Origin of the sequence: Corallococcus sp. CA053C (assembly GCF_003611675.1) — a bacterium.
Lineage (GTDB): Bacteria > Myxococcota > Myxococcia > Myxococcales > Myxococcaceae > Corallococcus.
This window is the reverse complement of record NZ_RAWA01000001.1, coordinates 68,013-91,193: the sequence shown is the minus strand read 5'-3', so window position 1 is coordinate 91,193 and position 23,181 is coordinate 68,013. Positions and strand designations below refer to the sequence as shown.

At 70.0% G+C, this 23,181-nt stretch carries 17 protein-coding genes; 10 read left to right on the top strand and 7 right to left on the bottom strand.

All coding sequences use genetic code 11. The annotated features are described in order from the left end of the window. Positions 1-170 precede the first annotated feature (170 nt). Both D7V97_RS43995 and D7V97_RS43990 read left to right on the top strand, forming a co-directional pair. Positions 171-632: a hypothetical protein gene (locus tag D7V97_RS43995; protein ID WP_147444620.1), complete on the top strand. Its 462-nt coding sequence runs from the start codon at positions 171-173 to the stop codon at positions 630-632. A 35-nt stretch (positions 633-667) separates the two neighbouring features. Then, the gene (locus D7V97_RS43990; protein WP_147444619.1) at positions 668-1,096 is read left to right on the top strand and encodes a hypothetical protein; all 429 of its coding nucleotides are present in this window, start codon (positions 668-670) and stop codon (positions 1,094-1,096) included. Between the two features lie 460 nt (positions 1,097-1,556). Here D7V97_RS43990 and D7V97_RS00355 read toward each other — a convergent pair whose 3' ends face one another. Next, positions 1,557-2,453: an AraC family transcriptional regulator gene (locus D7V97_RS00355; RefSeq protein ID WP_120608560.1), complete on the bottom strand. Its 897-nt coding sequence runs from the start codon at positions 2,451-2,453 to the stop codon at positions 1,557-1,559. Between the two features lie 106 nt (positions 2,454-2,559). On the opposite strand from D7V97_RS00355, the gene D7V97_RS00350 reads away from it, so the two are divergent. The 3 genes from D7V97_RS00350 (at position 2,560) to D7V97_RS00340 (ending at position 4,584) form a co-directional block, all read left to right on the top strand. Then, positions 2,560-3,303, top strand: a complete 744-nt coding sequence (locus tag D7V97_RS00350; RefSeq protein WP_120608559.1) for an SDR family oxidoreductase — start codon at positions 2,560-2,562, stop codon at positions 3,301-3,303. A gap of 84 nt (positions 3,304-3,387) precedes the next feature. After that, positions 3,388-3,789, top strand: a complete 402-nt coding sequence (locus D7V97_RS00345) for a hypothetical protein (RefSeq protein WP_120608558.1) — start codon at positions 3,388-3,390, stop codon at positions 3,787-3,789. Positions 3,790-3,810: 21 nt separating this feature from the next. Then, entirely contained in the window at positions 3,811-4,584 is a 774-nt protein-coding gene (locus D7V97_RS00340; protein WP_120608557.1) for an SAM-dependent methyltransferase, read from the top strand. A gap of 7 nt (positions 4,585-4,591) precedes the next feature. Here D7V97_RS00340 and D7V97_RS00335 read toward each other — a convergent pair whose 3' ends face one another. Beyond that, on the bottom strand, positions 4,592-7,957 hold the full coding sequence (locus D7V97_RS00335) for a protein kinase (protein WP_147444618.1): 3,366 nt from the start codon (positions 7,955-7,957) through the stop codon (positions 4,592-4,594). 234 nt (positions 7,958-8,191) lie between these two features. Between D7V97_RS00335 and D7V97_RS00330 the strand changes: the two genes are divergently transcribed. The 3 genes from D7V97_RS00330 (at position 8,192) to D7V97_RS00320 (ending at position 10,283) form a co-directional block, all read left to right on the top strand. Next, a complete protein-coding gene (locus tag D7V97_RS00330; RefSeq protein WP_120608567.1) occupies positions 8,192-9,106 on the top strand; it encodes a YihY/virulence factor BrkB family protein in 915 nt (304 codons plus the stop codon). A 111-nt stretch (positions 9,107-9,217) separates the two neighbouring features. Beyond that, positions 9,218-9,721, top strand: coding sequence for a hypothetical protein (locus D7V97_RS00325; protein WP_147444617.1), 504 nt, complete (start codon positions 9,218-9,220; stop codon positions 9,719-9,721). A gap of 43 nt (positions 9,722-9,764) precedes the next feature. Continuing rightward, on the top strand, positions 9,765-10,283 hold the full coding sequence (locus D7V97_RS00320) for a GNAT family N-acetyltransferase (RefSeq protein WP_120608554.1): 519 nt from the start codon (positions 9,765-9,767) through the stop codon (positions 10,281-10,283). A gap of 14 nt (positions 10,284-10,297) precedes the next feature. Here the strand turns inward: D7V97_RS00320 and D7V97_RS00315 are convergent, their stop codons facing one another. Beyond that, a complete protein-coding gene (locus D7V97_RS00315) occupies positions 10,298-11,530 on the bottom strand; it encodes a cytochrome P450 (protein ID WP_120608553.1) in 1,233 nt (410 codons plus the stop codon). Between the two features lie 177 nt (positions 11,531-11,707). Further along, on the bottom strand, positions 11,708-12,736 hold the full coding sequence (locus D7V97_RS00310) for a cytochrome P450 (protein WP_120608552.1): 1,029 nt from the start codon (positions 12,734-12,736) through the stop codon (positions 11,708-11,710). A gap of 508 nt (positions 12,737-13,244) precedes the next feature. On the opposite strand from D7V97_RS00310, the gene D7V97_RS00305 reads away from it, so the two are divergent. Together D7V97_RS00305 and D7V97_RS00300 are read left to right on the top strand one after the other, a co-directional pair. Then, positions 13,245-14,729 (top strand): LVIVD repeat-containing protein, encoded by a 1,485-nt coding sequence (locus tag D7V97_RS00305; RefSeq protein ID WP_233582420.1) that lies wholly within the window; start codon positions 13,245-13,247, stop codon positions 14,727-14,729. Between the two features lie 70 nt (positions 14,730-14,799). Beyond that, positions 14,800-15,366 (top strand): endonuclease V, encoded by a 567-nt coding sequence (locus tag D7V97_RS00300; protein WP_233582419.1) that lies wholly within the window; start codon positions 14,800-14,802, stop codon positions 15,364-15,366. A 61-nt stretch (positions 15,367-15,427) separates the two neighbouring features. Here D7V97_RS00300 and D7V97_RS00295 read toward each other — a convergent pair whose 3' ends face one another. The 3 genes from D7V97_RS00295 to D7V97_RS00285 are packed head-to-tail and all read right to left on the bottom strand — an operon-like array spanning position 15,428 to position 23,117. Next, positions 15,428-18,901, bottom strand: a complete 3,474-nt coding sequence (locus tag D7V97_RS00295; protein WP_120608549.1) for a PD40 domain-containing protein — start codon at positions 18,899-18,901, stop codon at positions 15,428-15,430. Then, complete coding sequence (locus D7V97_RS00290; RefSeq protein ID WP_120608548.1) at positions 18,895-19,434, bottom strand: DUF1318 domain-containing protein; 540 nt, start codon at positions 19,432-19,434, stop codon at positions 18,895-18,897. The genes D7V97_RS00295 and D7V97_RS00290 overlap by 7 nt, the downstream gene beginning before the upstream one ends. Beyond that, on the bottom strand, positions 19,431-23,117 hold the full coding sequence (locus tag D7V97_RS00285) for a hypothetical protein (protein WP_120608547.1): 3,687 nt from the start codon (positions 23,115-23,117) through the stop codon (positions 19,431-19,433). Before D7V97_RS00285 ends, D7V97_RS00290 begins: the two co-directional genes overlap by 4 nt. Positions 23,118-23,181 lie beyond the last annotated feature (64 nt).

Genomic DNA, 23,181 nt, shown 5'->3' with positions numbered 1-23,181 from the left:
CACATCCCGGCGCGGACGGCCCACGGCCTTGCCGCTGCGGTGGCGGCCGGTGGCCTTCACCCGGGCCAGGCCGGCGCGTAGGCCTGCCTCCGGTTCGGTGGACAGGTTGACTGGAGCCGATCTCAGGATGCGCGCATGAGGATGAGAGCGCAGGCGAGGTGGAGAAACCCATGGCGACGAGCTTTGTGGAAATTGGGGGACGTGGCTTCTGGGTTCCCGACCACGTGCTGGAAGTGTGGCTTTATGCGCTCGGCGAGGCGCTTTCCGCGTCAGATGAGTCTTGGGCGCGGGAGTATGCAGAGTATCTATCGAGGCAGGCGACCGCGAGGATGCATGGGTGTATCGACTGTCGCCTGGACGCTGTTCCTGTTGCACGTCGAGAGGAACTGGTGGCGGTGGCATGCCGAGCAGTTGAGGGGTTGCGCAATAACCCGTATCTGCTGTCGGCGGAGCGGCTGAATGGTCTGGGATTGGGAGGCGGTGATGGGACTTATGCCGACCTACCGCAGGCAATTGTGGATGCGTGCTACGAGATGTTTGTCGGCCTGCTCAAGGGAAGGGTTGGGTGGGATGCGGGGGATAAGCGCGCATTGCCCGCGACCTGGATTGCCGCTGCGTGCCCAGGAACGTGAGTGAGAGTCGCCCGTCGAAGCGGGTGACGCTCAGATTGAAAGCCTACATCGCTCAAGGCAGCGAGCGGTGGGACGTCCACGCCAATGTCACCCGCAACCATCGGTGCAAGAAGATGGAAGACCCTATCGAGTTTGGTGTCTGGGGGCGAGCAGCGCCTTCAGCTCTTGAAGAGGCGAAGCGCGTCTTGGCAAGGGAGCGGCCGGGACTGTCGCGCATGGAGGTGCTGAAGTCGGTTGCCAAATCGACAACCGCTGCTACGCCCATCCTCATCGCGGAAGGGGTTGGCTGGGGGAAAGCCCAAGACCTTCGCATGAGACTTGATACAGTCTTTGACGGCTTGCAGATCCTGCAAGATGGCTATGAGCCCGAAGATGAAGGTCGCATGCGGTTCTGCAACGTGCATCGCCTGTTTTTTGGGGGAGTCTTGGGCTGCCCGGTGTGTGATGGCAGGGCTGCTAGCTAGCATCGATGACTGATGCCGGGGTGCTCATGGGGGACCGAGGTGTCGGTTGTCGTCGTGTGATGGTCCTTGTCGGGAGGCCTGCTGCCTCTCACGGGAGCCCCTCAGACTGCACACGCCGCATGAGCCAGTGAGCAGTGACCCAGGTTGTTGTGGAGTTTACGCGATGAATGATGATGAGGTTCTGGCTGCACTTCGCGCAGAAGAGAAGCGACTTACGCCCGTGGAGCTTGCTGAGCTCTTGGGTTCGATGATTAAGGGAGGCGTCTCTTACAGTGCGATTGTCTCGTATTTCAAACGAGCATTTCCTTCGACCCCACTCAGGGTCTTGCTGGACTCAGGCCTCTGGTGGAGAGTCAGCAATGGTGGACTTGGTGACGAGTGGTTCAACGACCACCTGGGTCCTTGGTTGGGACGATGCTCAGGTACTCACGAGCGCTGACGCAGGGTGGGCCGTGACGCGCTAACCCGCGCGCGCGTAGCGACCCGGCGGCTGGCCCACGTGGCGGCTGAACGCGGTGCTGAAGGTGCTCGCCGAGCCGTAGCCGACGCGCTCGGCGACCTCCGCGACCCCGAGCTCTTGGCGGCGCAGCAGGTCCCTCGCGACGGCCATCCGCCAGGCCAGCAGGTACTCCATGGGGGGCAGGCCCACGGTGCGGGAGAAGCGCTCGAAGAACGCCGAGCGTGAGAGCGCCGCGGTCTTCGCGAGCTGGGCCACCGTCCATGCGCGCGTGAGCCGGGCGTGCATCTGGCGTATCGCAGGCGCGAGCCGCGCATCGGCCAGACCGCGCAGGAGCCCCGGAGGCGCATCGTCGCCCGAGGTCGAGCGCAGCGCCTCGATGAGCAGGACCTCCACCAGCCGCGTGAGCACGAGCTCGCGGCCGGAGCGCTGCTCCTTCGCCTCCTCCCCGACGAGTCGCACCAGCACCGAGAGCCGCTCCACACCGCGCACGTGCACCAGCGCCGGCAGCAGCGACACCAGGAGCGCCGCGTCAGGCGAGTCGAAGACGAAGTAGCCACCGAGCAGCCGCACGTCGGGACGCCCACCGCGCGTGCCGTGGCGGGCTTCTTCCCTCGGCGCGGTGCTGACCTCGGGAACGATGTGCTCCGGCTTCACCGGCTCGAAGCTTGACATCGTGAAGCCCGGCGTGGCCGGCAGCAGGACAAAGTCGCCCGTGTCGAGCGTGATGACACGCTGGCCGTCGACGGCGAGACGGCAGTGGCCCTCGAGCACGGCGCAGAAGCTCGGCTGGCCGAAGTCCGAGTAGCGGACACCCCAGCGGCCGGCGCCGCTGATGCGCTTCGAGAACACGGTTCGCGGCTGGAGCAGCGCGATGACTTCCGAGAGCGGGTCGGTCATGTCTGGACTCTCGCAAATGAAACGTGGACTTCACATGATAGCGGGTCCGGTACAGCGCCGCTACGTTGCTCCCATCAACGCCGCGCTTCGCGGCAGGGGAGCTGACATGAAGACTGTGCTCATCACGGGTTGCTCATCTGGCTATGGCCTCGAGACCGCGCGCCACTTCCATGCGCAGGGCTGGAACGTGGTCGCCACCATGCGAACGCCACGCGCCGACGTGCTGCCCCCATCAGACCGGCTGCGCGTGGTCGCGCTCGATGTGACGAAGCCGGAGAGCATCGCGGCCGCGCTCGAGGAGAGCGGGCCCATCGACGTGCTCGTCAACAACGCAGGCATCGGGCTGATGGGGGCCTTCGAGGCCACGCCGATGACCACGGTGCGCGACGTCTTCGAAACCAACACCTTCGGGGTGATGGCGATGACGCAGGCCGTGCTGCCCCGGTTCCGCGCGCGCAAGTCGGGGGTGATCGTGAACGTGACCTCGAGCGCGACGCTGGCGCCCGTGCCGCTGCTGGCGGTCTACACGGCGAGCAAGACCGCCATCGAAGGGTTCACCGCGTCGCTCGCGTTCGAGCTGGAGGCCTTCAACGTGCGGGTGAAGCTGGTGGAGCCGGGCTATGGCCCAGGCACGAGCTTCACGCGCAACGGGGCCGCCCGGATGGAGGGGCTGTTCCCTCAGGCGTACGCCCCTTTCGCGGAGCGCATCTTCGCTTCGCTCGGACAGCCGGCTGCGGTGACGAGCGCAGCCGACGTGGCCGAGGGGGTGTGGCGCGCCGCGAACGACTCGACGGGGACGCTCCACTTCCCAGCCGGTCCCGACGCGGTGGCGCTCGCCCGGTCGGCATGAAGACGCAAGGCTTTGGGGGACGCCGGCTGCCGCGGACACTTTGGGCTGGAGACAAATGCTCCGTGCCTGCTATCACGCGCGGGTATGAGCAATGCATCGCAGCTGTTGGACTTCTTGATTGCGCTTGGCACCGATGCGGAGGCGCTCCGTCGCTTCCAGCAGGACCCGCGAAAGGCGATGAGCGGGGCGGGCCTGTCCCCCAAGGACCGGAAGGTCCTCACCCAGGGTGATCAGCAACTGCTCAAGGCGGTGATCACCGCCGCGAATCCCCACGAGGAGCAGTTCCGCGTCAACTGCCCGATCCCCGGCCACGGGGCGCACCACGGGGCCCCGCCCGTCCATGCCCCCCTGCCTCGTCCGAAGCAGGGCAAGCCAGCCACGCCCCCGGCGATCATGGCCCCCCTTCCGAAGCCGAAGCCGAAGTCGACGGCCAAGCCGAAGACGACGGCCAAGCCGAAGACGAAGCCCAAGTCGAAGAAGCCCTGACGTCCTTCCAGGAGCGAACGCGTGGCCACCGGCTCGTTGACGGTCGTAGGCACCGGCATCCGGTGCGTCAGCCAGATCACCTTCGAGGCACGCACCGCCATCGAGCAGGCCGACAAGGTGCTGACCATCGCGCTGGATCCGCTGATGGCGCGCTGGTTGACCCAGCTCAACCCGACCACGGAGTCGCTGCACGCGCTCTACCGTCTGGGCATGGACCGGCAGCTCATCTATGACGCCATCACCGAGCGCGTGCTCGAGGCCGTGCGACAGGGGGGCCGGGTGTGCTTCGCGTTGTACGGCCACCCCGGCGTGCTCGTGTACTCGTCACACGAGGCCCTCCGGCGTGCCCGGCTGGAGGGCTTCGAGGCGCGCATGCTGCCGGGGATCTCCGCGGAGGACTGCCTCTTCGCCGACATCGGCTTCGACCTGGCGGGTGGGGGCTGCCAGAGCTTCGAGGCGAATGACTTCCTCATCTACCGCCGCGTCTTCGACCCGCGCTCGGCGCTGATCCTCTGGCAGTTCACCCTGGTGGGCGAGGCCTTGTACACGCGGGAGATGCACAGCGCGCGGGGCCTGCGCGTGCTCGTGGACTACCTGCGGCGCTACTACCCGGCGGACCACTCCGTCTGCGTCTACGAGGCGGCCCAGTACCCCCTGGCCGAGCCCACCCTCGAGTACGTTCCGCTCTCCCAACTGCCCAAGGCCCGACTGTCGGCCGTGTCCACGCTCTTCGTGCCTCCCCACGGCGTCGCCGAGGCGGATCCGGAGATGCTCCGCGTGCTGGGCCTGTCCTGAGCGGGCTTCAGGTGGAGAAGTACGCGAGCGCGGCCTGGACGGCCTCCTCGGGCCGCAGCGCCCGCCCCTCGGCCCACGCGGGCGCCCCCGCCTCGCCCAGCTCGGCGCGCACCTGCGCGAGGGTCTCGTCGTAGCTGCGCCGCCAGTCGGGGTGCAGCGAGATTCCGAGGGACTCCTCCAGCGTCTGCTCCGCCGCGAAGAAGCGCAGGGCCTGCTGGGGGGCGCCTTCCTTCCGGGCGAAGAGGGCCATGATGAGCAACCCCCAGGCGAGCAGCTCCTTGCGCATGAGCCCGGGAGCCCGCTCCAGGAACTCCTTCATCAGCGGCCGTGCCTGAGCCATCCTGCCGCGCAAGAGCGTGTTCTCCGCCAGGTTGAGGTACGCCTTCGCGGCGAGCTCCTCGTTGCCGATGGCGAGCGAGATCGCCAGCGACTCCTCGAAGCACGGATCCGCCGCCGTGAAATCGCCGAGCAGTTGCAGGATGCCGCCCAGGTTGGCGAGCGTCTCCGACCTGCCCCGCTTGAAGCCAATCGCCTCCTGGAGCTTGAGGCACTCCAGGAGGAGGGTCTTCGTGCGGACGTAGTCCCCCTGGAAGCTCATCACCAGGGACAGGGAGTTCAGCAGCAGGCCCATCAGCCAGCGGTCGCCCAGCGCGCGCGCCAGCGCCAGCCCCTCCTCGATGACCCGGCCCGCTTCGGTCAGCTCCTTGCGTTGGATGTAGTAGCGGCCCAGCTCGTCGTGGTGCCGGGCCACGAGCCAGGTGTCTCCCGCCGCGCGCGCCAGCGTGATGGCCTCCTGCATGCGGGGCAGCGTTCCCTCGCGGTTGCCGCGCTGGACCTCCCACCCGATGACGCCGATGAGCGCGAAGGCCACGCCCCGCTTGTCGCCCGCCTCCTGGTAGAGGGCCAGGGCCTCTTCCCACACCGGGTGGGAGCGCTGGAGTCCGGGCAGCAGCAGCGCGAGCTGGCCGAGCGCCCGGGCCAGCGAGAGGGGAGGACTGCCCGCGCTCCTCGCAAGCGCCTGCTCCAGCCGCGCGCAGCCCTCGCTGTGGCGGCCGCGCAGCCACCAGAAGGGGCCCAGCAGGGCGGCCAGCTGGAGCCCCTGTTCCGCGTGCGCGGGGGAGGCCTCGCAGGTGTCCAGGGCCGCGCTCAGGTTGCCGTGCTCGGAGTCCAGCCGCTCGAGCCAGGTCAGCTGCGCGTCGCGCTGCAGCGCGGGCTCCGCCTCCTCGGCCAGTCGCAGGAAGAAGCCCAGGTGACGGGCCCTGGCGCGGGCCGCTTCGCCGGACTCCTGGAGCTGGTCGTGCGCGTAGTGGCGGATCGTCTCCAGCATCCGATAGCGGCCTCCGCCGCCGTACTCCCCGGCGATGACGAGCGACTTGCTCACGAGCGCGTGGAGCAGGTCCATCACCTGCGCGGGGGCCACTCCGGAGGGGCCGCCTTCGTCCGCGCACACGGCCTCCGCCGCCTGGAGCGAGAAGCCGCCCTGGAACACCGACAGCCGGCGCAGCACCGCGCGTTCGGGCCCGGTGAGCAGGTCATGGCTCCAGTCGATCAACGCCCGGAGCGTCTGCTGCCGCCGCGAGGCGCCGCGGCGCACGCCGGTGAGCAGCCGGAACCGGTCGCCAATCTGCGCCGAGAGCTGCTCGGCCGGCATCGCGCGCATCCTCGCCGCCGCCAGCTCGATGGCCAGCGGGATGCCATCCAACTGCCGGCAGACATGGGCCACGGGGCCCGCGTTGGCGGGGGACAGGACGAAGCCCGGGTTCACCGCCTGCGCGCGCTCCGTGAAGAGGCGCATGGCGGGCGAGCGGGAGACCTGCTCGAAGTCTCCCTCCGCCGCGTGCTCGGGCACGGACAGCGGCGCGAGCAGGAAGGTCGTCTCGTCCGCGATGGCGAGCGCCTCGCGGCTCGTCGCGATGAGCCACAGGCGGGGACACGCGGCCAACAGCTGCTCGGCGTACTCGGCGCAGGCCGCGACCAGGTGCTCGCAGTTGTCCAGCACCAGGAGCAGGTGCCGGGCGCGGAGCTGGAGCGCGAGCGTGTCCTGGAGGGGCTGGCCCGGCTCCTCGCGGATCCCCAGCGCCAGGGCGATGGCCTGGGGAAGGGCCTTCGGGTCGGTGAGCGCCGCCAGGTCCACGAAGCCCGCGCCATGCTCGAAGCCGCCGCCGACCTCCGTGGCCACGTGGATGGCGAGCCGCGTCTTTCCCGTTCCTCCCGGGCCCAGCAGGGTGACGAGGCGGGAGCTGGCCACGCACTGCTTCAGCTCCTGGGTCTCCCGCTCACGGCCGATGAGGCGGTGGACGGGCGCGGGAAGCTGCCCCAGCCGGACCGGCCCCGCATCCAGCCGCCACGCGGGGAGCCGGGTGGCGGTGGGCTCCCCCGCGAACCCGCGCCCCACCGTGGCCGTCTGTTCCTGGGGCCCGGCATGGCTCGCCCCGCGCGGCACGGGCCCGCGCGCGGCGAGCCTCAGCTCCGGGGCGAGGGGCACGAACAGCGACGCGTCGAGGGAGGCGCCTCGTGGGAGCAGCGCGTCCAGGGCGGCGCGCAGCTCCACGGCGCTCTGGAAGCGCTCGTCCGGGTCCAGCGCCAGCGCCCGCGCCACCACCGCCGAGACCTCGGGCGACACCCAGGGGGCAGGGTGCTCCACCGGTGCGGCGCGCTCCTGGCAGAGGGCGATGATGAGCTTGCCCAGGCCCTGGATGCCCTCGTGGGGGGTGACGCCGGTGAGCGCCTTGTACAGCACCACTCCGAGCGACCACAGGTCGCTGCGGTGGTCCACGTCCTGCCCGCCGCGCACCTGTTCCGGGGACATATAGAAGGGCGTGCCGAGCAGCTCCCCGGTGTTCGTCAGGTGGCCCCAGTCCTCCAGCGCCGCCAGGCCGGGCTGGAGCTTGGCGAGGCCGAAGTCGAGCAGCTTGATCACCCGCTCCCCGCCCTCCACCTCCTCCACGAAGAGGTTGGAGGGCTTGATGTCGCGGTGCACGAGGCCCGCGGCGTGGACGCTCTCCAGGGCGGTGCAGGCCTGCGCCGCGATGCGCAGCGCGAGCTCCGGGGGCAACGGGCCCAGCCGCGCCAACCACTGTTGCAGGCTCGCGCCGGGCAGGTACTCCGTGACGATGTACACCGTGCCGGTCGCGGGGTCGGTCCCCGTGCGCAAGAGCTGGATGATGTGCCGTGAGGTGGCCCGGCCGGTGGCTTCAGCCTCCCGTCCCAGCCGTGCGGCGAACCCGGCCGCGTCCGCCGGCTGCGCGGCGATCACCTTGACCGCGACACGACTCCCGGTCGCCGTGTCACGGGCTTCGTACACCCGGCCCATCCCACCTTGCCCGAGCAGGCCGACGAGCTGGTAGCGACCATCAAGGGTGCTTCCAATCACAGGTCCGCGACCCTAGGACGGATCGTGGCCCCTCACAATCACGGGGAGAGGCGCGGCTGCTGGACGGCGGCGTGGCTCCGGAGGGTATTCCCTGCTCGAAACACAACGGATGCCCGGCAGGTCCGCGAGGGAAGAGCAGGCCGACCGTTGCGCGCGTCCACGGCCATCACGATGACGGTGGGGGCGTCCTGTTCCATCCCAGCGCGCATGCCGCCGCAGGGGAGCGAGGGGTCGATGAGGCAGCACCACGTCTGGCCACTGCTGAAGCAGACCCTCTCCGAGTGGATGGACGACAACGTGCCCGCGCAGGCGGCGGCGCTCGCCTACTACACGCTGTTCTCCGTGGCGCCGATGATCATCATCGCCATCGCCGTGGCGGGCCTCGTGTTCGGGCAGGAGGCGGCGCAGGGGGAGATCCAGAAGCAGCTGCAGAGCCTCATTGGCGACGCGGGCGCGAAGGTCGTCCAGGACCTGGTGGCCAGCGCGAGCAAGCCCAGCTCGGGCATCCTCGCCACCGTCGTCGGCATCCTCGTGCTCGGCTTCGCCGCCACCGGCGTCTTCGCCCAGCTCCAGGACTCGCTCAACACCATCTGGAAGGTGAAGAAGAAGCCGATGAACGGGGTGCTCGCGTTCGTGCGTCAGCGCCTGCTCTCCTTCGCGATGGTGCTGGGCATCGGCTTCCTGCTGCTCGTCTCGCTCGTGTTGAGCGCGGCGCTGTCCGCCGCCGGCACCTTCCTCATGGGCCTGATGCCCGGCTGGGAGACGGTGCTCCAGCTCGTGAACCTGGCCATCGCCTTCGCCGTGACCACGGTGCTCTTCGCGATGATCTACAAGGTCCTGCCCGACACGCGCGTCGCCTGGAAGGACGTGTGGCTGGGCGCGGCGGTGACGAGCTTCCTCTTCAGCCTGGGCAAGCTCGGCATTGGCCTGTACCTGGGCAAGAGCAGTGTGTCCTCCTCGTACGGGGCGGCCGGCTCCTTCGCGGTACTGCTGCTGTGGGTCTACTACTCCTCGCAGCTGCTCTTCCTCGGAGCGGAGTTCACGCAGGTGTACTCGCGCTGGCACGGCAGCCGACACGCGGAGCGCCAGGCCGCACAGACGCCCCAGGCCGCGAGCAAGGGGCCTCCTCCCGCCGGACTTTCCAGGTAAACCCTGAAGGTCCTGCGGGGCTGATTCGACCCAATACGTTCAGTGACGCGGATCCGTCATGATCGACGGAGCAGGCGCATCACGCGCACCGCGCGTAGGGGGAGGCTTCACATGGCAGGACAGTTGTTGGGGGCGTACTTCAAGGCCGTCATTGGCTCCATGTTGGGTGCGAGCACCACGCTGCTCTTCCCGCAGCAGAGCAAGCGCATCAACGCGATGCGGGACGACGCCTGGTACGAGTGGGACGAGTACGTGACGATGGCGGGGGAGCTCCACGCGAAGCTGGGGGACCTGACCCTCTCCGCCATCGGTCAGACGTCGGTGCTGCAGACGCTGCCGCTCAACAAGGCGGCCGGCTTCGACACCCTGGAGAAGATCTTCGGCAACTTCGACGCGCTGACGCGCAACGTGGTGCGCGACGTGCCGGCCGCCGAGTCCATCCGCACCATCCGCTTCACCCGCGACCAGGTGGTGCTGGAGAGCGACACGCGCCTGCCGCCCTCGCTGCTCACCGGCATGTTCCGCGGCTTCCTGCTCGGCTTCGGCAAGGTCGTCACGACCGAGCAGGTGGAGCGCCGGGGCGCCACCGTGCGCTTCACCCTGGGCTTCGTGTGAAAGCGCGTCGCCTGGGGCCGCGGCTTCGCGCAAGCTTGTCGCCATGATTCCCGACTTCGAACGCACGACCACCGCGCGGCTGCTGCTCCGCGCCGTCCGCGACAGCGACCTGGAGGCGGTCTTCGCCCTCCATGCGGATCCGGCGACGAACCGGTTCACCCGCGCCGGCCACATGCGCACGCGGGAGGCCGCGCGCAAGACGCTGTGCCTCTGGCTGGAGGACTGGGCGCGCGACGGCGTGGGCTACTGGTTGGTGGAGCGGCTGGAGGCCCCCGGCGTCGTCGTGGGCCTGGGCGGCGTGCGCCACAAGGAGCTGGAGGGCCGGCGCGTGCTCAACCTCGCCTACCGCTTCACGCCCGAGACGTGGGGCTCCGGGTACGCGACGGAGGTGTCCCGTGTCGCCCTGGCGCTGGCGGCCCGACACCTTCCGCACGTGCCCCTGGTGGCCATCATCCACCCGGAGAACTCCGCGTCCGTTCGCGTGGCGGAGCGGCTGGGCATGCGCCTGGAGCGCCTCATCGACTACGACGGCGTCCCGAACCGCTTGTACGTGACGGGCTGAGTCAGACCCGCCGTTCAGCGCGGGGTGAGGGTGCCTCGGAAGTCCAGCGGCATGGGCATGGCGGCCAGCCGCATCCGCACGGCCCCCGGCTCCGACAACTGGATGCGATACCGGGTGACCAGCAGGTGGCAGAACAGCATCAACTGCGCCGTGCCCAGCCCGGCGCCGATGCATGCCGTGGGCGCCCAGCCGAAGGGGACGTAGCTGGCCCGGGGACAGGCCCCTCGGGGCGCCTCGGGCAGCCAGCGCTCCGGGTCGAAGGTGTCCGGGTCCTTCCAGTGCTTCGGGTCGTGATGGAGCAGGTACGGGCTGACGAAGTAGCGCTGGTCCTTCTTGAGGCTCACCGCGTCGACCTGGAGGTCTGTCTTCACGTTCCGGGTCAGGAACATCGGCGGGCCCCACATCCGCAGCACTTCCTTGACGAAGCGGTGGGTCACCGGAGCGGCCCGGGTGGGTTCGGCGTGGAAGTCCGGAAGCGGCACCGCTCCCAGCTCGTCCGTCAGCCGCGCCAGCCAGTCCGGCCGTCGCGCCAGCTCATACAGCAGGCTCGCCGCCGCGGCGCCGGGGGGCCCGGCGGTGGCGGTGATGACGGCGGTGACCGAGTCGACCGCCCGGTCCATGCCCAGCATCGGCAGCAGGTCCACGATGGGGTCCGTCAAGTCCAGCTGGCGGGGCCTGCGGCCCGAGGCACGCCCTCCCAGCTCACGGCGGATCGCGGCCCCGCTGCGCATCTGGGCGAGGATGGAGCGCACCTCGCTCCAGAACGTCGTGCGCGAGGGCCCGGTCCTCAACAGCCGCGTGAGCTTGAACTCCTGGTCGCGCAGGACACGGGCCAGGTCCGCGGCGGGAAGGGACTTCACGATGAGGGGCAGGAGCGATTGGGTGATCACCTCCTGCGCCACCCACATCAGGTCGAGCGGACGCCCCGCCCGGGCCTCCAGCAGGACCTCCATGCGGGCGCCCAGCTGCCGGATGCCCTCGGCGTCCGAGAGGCGGCGGAGCTGCGGAAGCCACGCGGCGCGCACGTCCTTCCAGGTGAAGGGCTCGCTGGTGCGACCGCGCACCACGTCGGTGAGCTTGTCCGCCAGGGTGAGGTCCGCGAAGTTCCGCGCGTGGACCTTCCGCGCCACCTCCGGATCGAACACGCCCAGCTCACCGTCCCGGACCCAGAAGACGCCGGATTCTTCCGCACGGCACCGGGCGCGCACCTCGCGAACGAACTCCGACTCCTCGGGTGCCGCGTCCATGTGCCTGCCCTCCAAGGGGTGGGAGGAAGCGGCGAAGCGCCGCTTCCTCCCGGGGATGCTTAGATGCTGCGGTAGTCCAACCACTCGTACGTCTTGTCCTTGCTGCGGATGGACAGGGCGGTCAGCAGGGCGCGGGCGAGCTTCTTCATGGTGTTGCCTCCGGGTTGTGGGTGGGTGCTACAGCGTGCGCGGCCGGGCGCTCAGCGTGAAGCGGGGCGGAGCGAGCGCGGAGCCGACAAAGGGGCGCGTGCCGTGGGCGGTGACCGTCCACTGGTAGCCTTCGGAGAGGATGCGGAGGACGTCCTCGACCAGCCCCATGGAGAGCAGGGCGGCGGGGCACGTATGCGGCCCCCAGCCGAACGGGATGAACGCCGGGGGGGACTTGAGGTCGGCCCACCGCTCGGGACGGAAGGACTCCGGATCCGGCCAGTGCCCCGGGTGGCGGTGGACCAGGTAGGGACAGGCGAGCACCTTGTCTTCCGGCGTCACCGCCACGCCCGCCACCTCGTGCGCCTTCCTGGGGCGGACGGACAGCAGCCACGCCACCGGCCACAGCCGCAGCGACTCGCGGACCACCCAGGAGGGCAGGGCGTCCGGGCTCGGGTGCGTGCCCCACAGGTAGAGCGACCAGCCGAGGACGAACCCGACCGAGCCCGCCACCGCGAACACACACGACAGGAACACCTCCGCCACGAGCGCCGCCGGCACGTCGGCGCCTGATGCGCGGACGACGACGTCGAGCAGGTCGGCGGATGTATCGCGGCGCTGCGCCCGGCGGGCCGCGATGGCGCGCGTCAGCTCCCGGCGGACGCGGAAGCGCAGGAGCGCACGGGACAGCCGGAAGGCCCGCTCCCGCGCCCCGGCGAGGACCGCGCGCTCCACCACCACGCCCACGATCTTCCGCAGCGAGTCGGGACTGTCGGGCGACACCAGCGCATCCGCGAGGTAGCGATGCATGAGCCGGTTGCCCGCGTCGGGCCACTCGCTGGTGGGCACCAACGTCTGACGGAGGACGTCCGGCAGCTCCCCCGCACGCGCGGCGAGGTATGTCTTCAGCAGCGTCCGGGCCTCGCGGCTGATCTCCAGCTGCGCGGAGCGCGGGCCGAACATGCCTTCCTCTGTCTGGAAGAAGTCCGCGTGCTCCTCATACAGCCCTTCGGCATTGGAGAGCGCTGCCTTGGCGGCCGCCGGCTCCGCGACACACAAGCGCCGTCCTGGCAGCCAGAGGGAGTTTCCTCCGGCGGGGAGCGACTGTTCGATGAACCGTAACGGATCCTCTTGAAACTGGACCCCAGGCTCCTGTCTCGACATCCGTCGGACCTCCGCCTCGTGTGAGTCCATGCGTTATTGAGCAACCGTTGAATGTGACGGTAGCGGGTCGCCGCTGCCCGGTCAATACATTCTGAAACATGGGAGAGATTGGAATAAATCCCAGACATCTGCTGCCGAAGTGAACAATGACCGTGTTGCCGGATATTCTCGAAGCCCGAGAAATGGCGATGGCCCGGGGCCTTGCTGGCCGGGTCCTCCAGCCGGGCCCGCGCCATGTTTGCATCGTTTTCCCCGCCGGGGACTCATCCACTTCATGACACGAAGGACCAGGCCGTCATGGGTGTGCCTCCCCGTCGTACTCCTCACGCTCGCGGCAGGGTGTGACGATGACCTCCAGGTGACCCCGGATGCCGGCACTCCGCCCGGTGAAGTCTGGGACGGCATGTCCACCCCCATCGAGGACAAGACCGACTGGATCGACCGCGGCGTCTTCGCCCCGTGCAGCTTCAACGGGACGCGCGGCGCGCAGCTCGACTGCGACACCCCGGCCCTCTTCGACCTGTCGAAGTGCGACCCGCGCGCGTTCGCCGGGGTCGACCGGCACGGTGGCTACCAGACCGAGCTGCGTTCGGACGACGTCTACCCATTCTATCTGGGCTTCATCCTCCCTCCGGACGGCGGCGTCGACCTCATGGCCGGCCAGACCGCCACGCGGAAGCAGTTCGACGACCAGGGCTTCTACCTCTCGCTCACCACCAGCGTGGCTGACGGTGGATCGCGGCAGTATTCGCTCGCGGGCTGTGGCGTGCCCGAAGCCAACCACATCACCGGCTGCTACACCCGGTGCATCAACGGCAAGCTCGTGGACAAGGGGACCTTCAACGCGGAGCGGATGAAGTGGGGCCGCGGCGAGGCCGAGTCCGGGGGGCTGGACCTCGCCTCCGAATCCTTCGTCAGCCTCGGCTTCCCGGCCGATGTCTACGTCACGAAGAACCACGCCTACGTGGTGTCGGTCCGGATCCCGAAGACCGGGCCCGCGGGCGGCCTGACGGTCTTCGACGTGAGCGACAAGCACCACCCCGTGATGAAGAAGCAAATCTCGCTGCCCGGGGATTCCTACTGGAACGCCGCCTGGGCCAAGGACGATGCCCTCTACATCGCCAGCCAGGCCTCGGGGGTCATTGTCTACGACATCTCCAACCCCGCGGATCCGGTCTTCGTGCGCAGCCTGCCCGGCGGCGCTCCCCTGGACATCCACACCTTGTTCGTGGACGGAAATCGGCTCTACGCCATGGCGCTCTGGCCCGTAAGCCAGACGCTCATCTTCGATGTCTCCACCCCGCTGGTTCCCGTGCTGCTCAACCGCATCACCATCGCGACGGGCGAGGACCTCTTCAGCTACCCGCATGACGCCTTCGCCTACGAGGGCCGCCTGTACATCAGCCACACGAACAGCGGCTACGTCGTCGCCGACGTGAGCGACCCCTACCAGGTCCGCGAGCTGGGGCGCTACGCCTACGCGCTCGCGTACAGCCACGCCAGCGCGGTGGGGACCTTCGCGGGCCGCACCATCGCGTTCGAAGGCGGGGAAGGGGAAGGCACGCACCTGCGCGTGCTGGACGTCACCGACCCGGCCCACATCCAGCTCATCGGAGAGCACCGCCTGCGCCAGTCGAGCTCCATCCACAACATGGTGCTGAAGGGCACGCGCCTCTATGTGGCCTGGTACCACGAAGGCGTGCGCGTGCTGGACGTGGCCAACCCCACGAAGCCCAAGGAGATTGCCTGGTTCAACAACTACCGCGAGTTCGACCCGGGCCGTCAGGGCCACACCTACGAAGGCGCCATCGGCATGCGCGTCCCGGGCGATGGGTTCATCTACGCGGTGGACACCGCGCGCGGGTTGCTCATCTTCAAGGAGCCCTGAGCGTGACCGAGGGGGAGGCGGGCACTCGGGCCGGGCGGCCGGTCTGCCTGCTCCGGCGCGGGTGCCCACCTTGGGGTTGACGGACGGCCTCGCGGGGCCGTCGCGCATCGCCTACCCTGGGCACTGCCCCGAGGAGGACCGGATGCTCGCCTGCGTGGATGTGGACTACCGGCCTGACGTCACCGTGGCCGGGTGCGTCCTCTTTCGTGACTGGCCCGACGCCACGGAGGCCGGGCACCTGGTGGACCGGGGCCCCATCGCGGCCCCCTACGAGCCCGGCCAGTTCTACCGCCGCGAGCTGCCACACCTGTTGCGCGTGCTCGCCGGGGTGCAGGAGCCGCTGAAGGCCATCATCGTGGACGGCTACGTGTGGCTCGGGGAGGACAAGCCGGGCCTGGGCGCCCACCTGTACGAGGCCCTCTGCCGCACGGTGCCCATCGTCGGCGTGGCCAAGACGCCCTATGTCACCACCGGGTCGGCCCAGCCCATCGTGCGCGGCCACAGCCTGAAGCCCCTGCTCATCACCGCCATCGGGATGGAGACCGCGAGCGCCGCGCAGCAGGTCCGGCGGATGCACGGTTCCTCGCGCATGCCGACCATGCTGACCCGGGTGGACCGGCTGTGCCGTGCGCCCTGATGCGGTGGACGCACTGAAACCCTTCCCATCAAAGACGTAGACGCATTCCCCGTGACAACGCCTATCGCGTCGCGGGCGCCTGCCCCGGGTTCTTGTCAGCCGTGACGGCGGGACCCTCCGTGGCTCCGAGCGCCAGGTAGATGTCGAACCACGCCCGATACGCGCGCCAGACGGGGTCGCGTTGCTCGATGAGCGTGCGCCGCGCCTGGCCCATGCGCTGGGGCACGTCGAACGGCAGCCGCGTGTTCCCCTCCGCGTGCAATTGCGCCGCGAACCAGAGGACATCCAACTGGTTGGAGTCGACCGGCGCGTGGGTGCGCTCCCTCAGCGCGTCGGCATGCTCCAGCGCCGTGCCCAGCCAGCGGGCCGCCCGCGCCGGGTCCTGACGGTCCACGGCGTTCTCGGCCAACCGCAGCTCCGCGAGCGTCACCGCGCGGACGTCCTCGTCGCGGTCCGTCTCCTCGAACTGCTCCAGGAACAGCGCGCGCCGCTGTTCGAGCGCGCGGGCCGCGGCGTCCAGGTGCACAAGCCGGGTCTCCGCGTTGGCGCGCAGGCCCGCGGCGATGATGCGGTAGGCGCGCTGCACCTGTCGGGGTGTAGCCCGCGCCTGGGTCAGCGTGGCCTGCACGGCGGGGAGCGCCAGGTCTCGCTCCACCTGAGCCAGGTCCTCCAACGTCCGCTGGGGCTGCCCCGCGCCCAACGCGGCGGCGCCGCGGGACAGGCGCACCACCAGCCGGTTGCGCAGTCCTTCCGCGTCACGGGGACCGGCCTCCACGGCAGGCAGCTCGCGGGCGTAGAGCTCCAACGCCCGTTCGAACCGGCCCGCCGCGAGGTTGTAGAGCGCCGCGCGATCCAGGGTCAGGGTGGCGAACGGGGCCAGCTTCGGCGAGGCCTCCACCAGGGCCAAGGCCTGATCCGCCGCCTTCGCGGACTCCGCCTCGCGGCCGACGTGCAGGAGCGCCCGGGCGCGGGCCAGCGCCACCGCCACCCCCGACTCGTTGTCCACGTAGGGATACGCGTCGCGCTGATCGAGGTAGCCCAGGGCGATGTGGAAGTTGCCCACCTGCGTGTGCAACAGCCCCAACGCGCCGAGGATCATCGCCTTGTAGCGAATGTTGTTGCGCACCAGGTCCAGCGCGACCAGGTAGTGCCGGTTGGCGCGCTCGGCGGCGGCGGGGTCGTGTCCGCGCAGGAAGTCCTCGTGCTGGATGGCGCCATACAGGGCCCGCGCCGCGCGCTGGTTCTTGAGCTCCGGCCAGGCCGCGCGCAGCTCCTTCACGGCCGCCGCCACCGTCTGCGCATGGGCGCTGCCCTCCAGCCCGGGCAGCTGGCGCGCCAGGAGATACGCCTTCACGAAGTGCGCGAGCGGCACGCGCAGCTTCGCGGCGGTGGTGGTGACCTCCTGCTCCACCACCTCCGGGCTGACGCCGGCCCGCAGGCGCAGGCTCATGGATTCGACGGCGCTCTCCATCGAGCCCGTCCGCCGCGTCACCAGGTCGAAGTCGGCGCGGGCCTCGTCCTCACGCTGCCGTCCCAGCCGGCGGTAGGCGCGGCCCAGCATCGCGCGGCGGAACAGCCGCTCGGCCCGGCGGCCCTCCTCGGTGCCGGCAGGGGCGTCCTCGACGTAGGCCGTCGCCAGGGCCTCCAGCACCCCGTCCGCCCCGAGGCCCACCGCGCGCTCGACGGCGTCCTGCACCAGCGCGCGCCGGCGGAGCGGGTCCTTCTGCTGATGGTAGAACGCAATCAGCGCATCCCGGACGGGGCGGGGCGGGCGCTCTTCATGCAACGCATTGACGTGCCGGCCCAGCTCCAGGGCGAACGCATAGGCGGAGCCGGCGGGCGCCGCTTCCAGCGCCCGGGCCATCGCGGCATCCGCCTCAGCGTAGGGGCGTCCCCGGTACAGCGCGCGGACGGCGGCGCGGGCAAAGTCGAGCTGATCATCGTCATGGAAGACCTTGTTCGTGGACAGCCGGTGGCCGGCCTCCAGCAGGGCCTCCCGGTCGTCGAGCGCGCGGTACAACGTGTCTGCCCGGTCGAACCACGCCTCCAGCACCGCGCGCGGCGTGGTGTCCGTCACCTGCGCCGCCTCCAATTCCTGGCGTGCCCGGGTGAAGTCGCCCGCGGCCTGCGCCAGCTCACTGCGCACCACGTGCTGGAAGACGGCGGAGGGCGGGCTGGGCGCGTGCTCGGGGTCCAACGCGGCCATGCGTTGCCGTTCGGCTTCGCTCAGCTCGTCCACCATGCGCCCGCGGTCGCGCTCCTTCATGGCCCGCCGGTGGTCGATGAGGATCCGCAGCGGCTCCGACAGGCCCCGGGTGGCGGGGTCCTCCACGGAGGTCATGTGGCGGGCGTAGAAGTCCGCCGCGTCGAAGTCCTCGAACGCCAGGTGCAGCTGGCTCAGGCGCATCATCAGCAGTCGGCGGGGCTTGGGCCGTGCTTCGCGCAGCAGGCGCTGACGGTAGAGCAGGAGCTGATCCGCGCGCTTGCCCACCATCCCCAGCTCTTCCTTGATGCGGGGCACGTCCCACTCGCTGGGGACCAGGCCGTCCAAGGGCAGTTGATACACATCCAGCGAATGGTCGCGCGAACAGGTCGCGACGAGGGCCGCGGCCGCCGGTGACGGGTACTGGCAGCTCCAGCCCTCGCCGGTGAGCTGATCCGGACTGGAGGCGGCGGCCCGTTCGGGCGCATCCTCGCGCTCGGAAGGGAAGGGCACCCGGAACAGCAACCCGCTGTCACTGGCGTCAATCACCCCGTCCGCGTTGGAGTCGGTGAAGAACTGCACCACGTACAGCGACTGTCCATCGCGTGCGAACACCGGCTGCCCGGTCTGCCCCGGGAGGTCGAGTGCCAGCGGGATGGGGGCCGCGCCGGGACGGTCCAGCCGCACGGCCTCCAGGTGGGATGCGGCGCGCGCGGCGAAGCCCGAGCCCACCTGCCGCACGGAGCGCTCGATGGGGACGTACACCAGCCAGCGCCCATCGGGAGAAATGGTGGGGCTGGTCAGGTTGCGCTCGAGCAGCGGGCTCACGGTCCACTCGCGCTCCAGGGTGACGCGCGACAGGCGCAGGTCTCCCTGGATGGTCGCGCGGCTCACCAGCGCGATGTGCGACGCGTCGATCCACTCCGCCTGCAGCGCGCTCGTCTCTTCATCCAGGCAGCGGCGCTCCTCGGCATCCGGCAGGTCCCTCACGCAGAGCTGGCCGCTGGCCTGGTCGCGGAACGAGATGTAGAGCAGGTGTCTGCCATCCGGGCTGATGCGCGGCCACGTCACGTCCGCGCCTTCGTCGAAGAGGCGGCGCTCGCGGCCCTGCTCCAGGTCCTGGACGTAGATCTCCGTCGCGATGTCGCGGTTGGACACGAAGAGCAGCGTGTTTCCATCCGGCCCCAACTGCCCCAGGAACTGGTCCCCCACGCCCACGGTGAGCCGCGAGAGCGTGCGCAGGCCCGCGCCGCTCTCGTCGTCCTGGGCCGCGGCTGCGCCCGCGATGAGCACGGCCAGGGCCACGCACCACCGGCCACCGGAGGTCAGCACTTCTTCTCTCCCCAGGTGCCGTCACCCGCTTCGACCCAGCCGCCGCAGACCACCCCTTCCGCGTGCGCCTGCTGCCAGCCCTGACGCAGCGCCGCTTCGGACACGCCCGGGCGGACCGTCCGCATCCACTGCCACAGCTGCATCCGGCTCCGGTTCACCCGCTCCACCAGCGCGACGTCGTCGGAGGACATGCGCCCGGCCTGACACTGGCGCCGGGTGACCACCAGCAGTCCGTCCTTGCCTTCGCCCACGCAGTGGCGCCGCAACAGGTCGTCGACGCGGTCCGCTGGTGTCTTGCCGATGTTCTCGACGAGCGGCGTGGGCTGGATGCCCAGCTCCTCCAGTTGGTTGGGCGTGAGCGGCACCGGCGTCGGGCTCATGCCCGCGCGGGCCAGCCGCTGCTCCACGTCCTTGAACGAACCCGACGCCTGCTCTTCGAGCGCCGTCGCCCGGTCGACCATGACGATCTCCGGGGCGCGGAGGCAGCCGGGAGCGGCGAGGGTGGCGAGGAGCAGCAACCCACGGTGTTTCATGGCAGGGCCTCGGGAGGAGACAGGGAGAGGAGCATCCGGTCGACGAGGGGGCCCAGGGGGATGCCCCGGATCTCATCGATGCTGACCAGTTGGGCCAGGCCGCCCAGGGTGATGCGCAGGCTGCCGAAGCCGTGATTGAAGCTCACCCGCACGTGCTCCGGGTAGCCCAGTCCCAACGCGTAGCGGACGCGGTTGGTGGCGGGATCCACGTGGCGTGGATCCTCCAGGTCCAGCAGGTCGAGCAGGTGGCGGTTGCCGATGCGCAAAATCTCCGCGCGGCCGTTGACGCTGCGATCCCTGGCGGAGATGACCACGGCGGCATTGCCGTCGAAGGGCTCGCCCCGGGACGACTTCACGCCCGTCGCCCGCACGTGGGCCTCCAGCGTGGAGTGCTTGCCCTTCCACTCCAGCAGGCACTGTCCGGTGATGCGCCCGCCCCGGACGCCCATCTCCAACTGGCTCATGGACACCACGTTCTGGGTGATGGACAGGTTGCCGGCGAGGGGCGCGATGGTGAAGCGCGGCGTGGTGATGCGGCCCACCGAAACGAAGCTGCTGCTCGAGTACAGGGGATGCTGGTCGGCGAAGCGAAGCATTGAGTAGGGGTTGACGTCGATGTCGCTCAGGAGCTGCATCTGGCCCTCGGAGAACTCCACGTTCTCCGCCAGCGGCACGTCGCCATCGAGCGTCTCAATCGCCACGCCGGATTCGGGCAGCCGCAGGTTCACGTCCTGGAAGACCAGGTGGGAGAGGGTCCGGAAGATCACGAGGTCGGGCGAAGCCACCTGGAAGTCCACGGAGACCTTTCCGCTGCTCTCGATGCGGCCGGGTTGCGCGAGCCGGGACAGGTCCTGCTCCAGTCCTCCGCGGAAGGCCAGCCGGCGCCGGCCGTCGCTGAGGTCGAGCCGCCCCTGCACCTTCAGCTCGGTGCCGGTCGCCGGGTTGATCAGCTTCAGGTCGGGGACGTGGACGACGCCCTGGGGTTGGTGGCGGACGGTGAAGGACGCCTCCAGGTCCTGGGCGGGGTAGGGCAGTGCCGGATTCTGTTCGAGGGTGCGGACCTTGATCTCATGTCTGCCTTCCACCTCCGCCGCTTCCAGCTTGTCGGTGAAGCGGAGGGTGGTGTCGCTCGACACGCCGGTGAAGGACAGCCGCCGGTCGGGCAGGCCGACGGAGAGCTTCTCCGCCGTCAGGTGACTGTGGACGCGGCGCCGGGGCCCGTCGACGTGGGACTCGGCCTTCCATTGCGCTTCGGGGAAGTTCATGGACCACGCATCCTGTCGCCAGCGGAGCCCGCGCGCGTTCACCACCGCGGTTCCGTCGAAGGCGGCGGTGCGCAGCGGATCCGGCGTGAGGAGCGGGGTCCCGTCCGCGGCGATGCCCGTGAGCACGCCGAACAGCGTGCCGTGGATCTCACCGTTGAGTGCCAGCTTCGAGGGCTCCAGCTCTCTGGGCACCCGGGCCCGGGTCAGGAGGGGCGCGAGGGGACCCAGGGGGGGAAGGTCGCCCTTCACATCCACGCGAAGTGCCCGGGCCTTGCGGTCGAAGGCCAGCGCGGCGTCGACGTCGAACTTCAGTCCTGCCTGGCTGGTGAGTCCCAGTCGAAGCGACGGCTTGCGGCGATCCACGTCCAGCGTGAGGCGCTGATGCTGCGGGCCCGCGTCGCTGTCGCCAATGCGCAGCCCTTCGAGCTGGAGGTCCAGCTCCCCCTGGTGCCGCCACGCATCGCCGTGGGAGCTCAGCACGAGGGTGGCGTCGCGCGCCGTCACGTCGTCCCAGCCCGGCCGCTGCAAGCGCAGCTCCGTCCGGTGCTCCAGCCGGGGTGACGCGGAGAAGAGCGCCGTCAGCCTGCCCTTGGACGCCAGGGCCACACCCAATCCCTTCCAGGGAACATGCGCGGCGACGGCGTCCGGGATGAAGGGCCGGGCGGCGACGAGGTCCGGGGTCTGCATGTCGAGCGAGTAGGCGACGTCGTCGGTCCCCTTGGTGGCATCCAGCGACGCGTGCAGCGTGCCGACGTCGAGGTCCAGCCGGGCGCGGGCGCGGCTGAGCCGGGGCTCCTCCCAGTGGGGGAACGCCTCCGACGCGTGGAGCTTCACGGTCACCGGGCCCTTGAGCAGCTCACGTCCGTCCGCGGTGACGACCTGGAGCATCCCCACGGGAATGTCTGCCTTCAGCGTGAAGGGAGGCTTGCCCGCGAGCGGAGCCTGGAGCTGCAATCCCAGACGCTCCGCCATCACCTGGAGCCCGGAGGTTCGGATGTCCAATGCCTCCATCGTTCCCGTCAGGGACACGTCGCCCGCGACCTGGAGGGGCGATGCGAGGTCGGGCCGCAACTGCTGACCCTTCAGCTCTCCGGAGGCCTTGGGGATGCGGAGCGCGGTGGGCCCCCGGACGTCGAGCCCCTGGAGCGCGAATGCAAGCTGTGCGGTGAGCCCCTGCCGCGGATCCGGTGTCGCCGTCAGGGTGATGCGTCCTCCGCCGAGTGACAGCCGGAGCGTGTCCTGGAGGCGCTGGAGCGCCGCGACCTCCACCTCCAGCCCGAGCCTGCCCTGCGCCCCCAGTTGGGGCATGGCGCTGAGCGTGACGTCGCGGGCCTCCAGGTGCGCCTTGCCGCGTTCGAGGGAGATGGGGCGCAGGTCCGCGGGAATCGCTTGCAACCCCCGGCCGAGATCCACGTCCGCCAGGGCCCGGATCAGGACGGGCGGGAGCTCCTCCGCATCCGGGAGCAGCAGCTGTACCTGCACCTCGGCGCTGTCGGTCAGTCGGGTGCGGTCCAGGTCGACGGTGATGTGCTGCTTCTCGCCGTCGAACTTCGCCGACACCGCGCCGTGCAGCAGCGTGCGGACCGTGAACCCCGGAGCGAAGGACTGCCGTGCGACGTCGAGGTCCACCTGTGCGTGTGCGGCGGAGGCACCCACCTCCGCCGAGAGGGCCAGTTCCAGCTCGGCCTGGGCCGGGGGCGTGGCGGGCCCTTCACGGTTCAGCACGAGCGGCAGGGGCCTTCCGGGCTGACCCAATTCCGCGAAGAGCTTCCAGGCACCGTCGAGCCGTTTCGCTTCCACCACGGCCGCGAGCCCGCGCAGGGACCAGCGATCGACCACGGCTCCGTTCCGGACGCGGACGTAGCCCAACGACACGCCCGACAGCTCAATCCTCCCGAACGGCGGGGCGGAGGCGAGGAAGGCTGCGGCCTGCCGGGAGGCTCCGACAGGGGCTTCGAGGGGCATCGGCTCGGGGGCTTCCGGCCCCGTCAAGGCGTCGAGGGACGTGGGGCCCGCATCGCCGGCCACCTGGGTGAACACCACATCCCGCGCCACCACCCGCTCCACGCGGGGTGTCCGGCTCAGCAGGGCACCAAGCGACCAGTGCACCTCCAGCGTCCCGACGCGCAGCAGCTCGGGCGCGGCACCCTCGAATGGCGCCGGGGTCCGCACCACCAGCGCTTCCAGGTGCAACCCGGAGAGCACCGAGACGCGGGCGGCCTGGTAGTCCAGCCGCACGCCACGCTCCGCTTCCACCCAGGAGACGATGCGCTGCTTCAGCCAGGGCTGGTCGAGGTGGTGCAGCACGGCCACCCCGGCGACCAGCAGCAGCACGACGGTCGTGACGAGCACGAGCAGCGCGCCCGCGATGATCCGCTTGATTCGCCGACGAGGCCGTCCAGCTCCGGGGGATTCCATGGTGTTCCGTCGAGGAGAGCGGCCACCTGCGTCCTACCATGTGGCGGAATCGGGCTTCAATCCA

Bases quoted from the DNA above. Each gene is read 5' to 3' on its own strand.
- D7V97_RS43995 (WP_147444620.1), top strand. From the start codon at position 171: ATGGCGACGAGCTTTGTGGAAATTGGGGGACGTGGCTTCTGGGTTCCC.
- D7V97_RS00315 (WP_120608553.1), bottom strand. From the start codon at position 11,530: ATGGACGCGGCACCCGAGGAGTCGGAGTTCGTTCGCGAGGTGCGCGCC.
- D7V97_RS00285 (WP_120608547.1), bottom strand. From the start codon at position 23,117: ATGGAATCCCCCGGAGCTGGACGGCCTCGTCGGCGAATCAAGCGGATC.
- D7V97_RS00305 (WP_233582420.1), top strand. From the start codon at position 13,245: ATGTCCACCCCCATCGAGGACAAGACCGACTGGATCGACCGCGGCGTC.
- D7V97_RS00290 (WP_120608548.1), bottom strand. From the start codon at position 19,434: ATGAAACACCGTGGGTTGCTGCTCCTCGCCACCCTCGCCGCTCCCGGC.
- D7V97_RS00350 (WP_120608559.1), top strand. From the start codon at position 2,560: ATGAAGACTGTGCTCATCACGGGTTGCTCATCTGGCTATGGCCTCGAG.
- D7V97_RS00330 (WP_120608567.1), top strand. From the start codon at position 8,192: ATGAGGCAGCACCACGTCTGGCCACTGCTGAAGCAGACCCTCTCCGAG.
- D7V97_RS00325 (WP_147444617.1), top strand. From the start codon at position 9,218: ATGGCAGGACAGTTGTTGGGGGCGTACTTCAAGGCCGTCATTGGCTCC.
- D7V97_RS00320 (WP_120608554.1), top strand. From the start codon at position 9,765: ATGATTCCCGACTTCGAACGCACGACCACCGCGCGGCTGCTGCTCCGC.
- D7V97_RS00355 (WP_120608560.1), bottom strand. From the start codon at position 2,453: ATGACCGACCCGCTCTCGGAAGTCATCGCGCTGCTCCAGCCGCGAACC.
- D7V97_RS00345 (WP_120608558.1), top strand. From the start codon at position 3,388: ATGAGCAATGCATCGCAGCTGTTGGACTTCTTGATTGCGCTTGGCACC.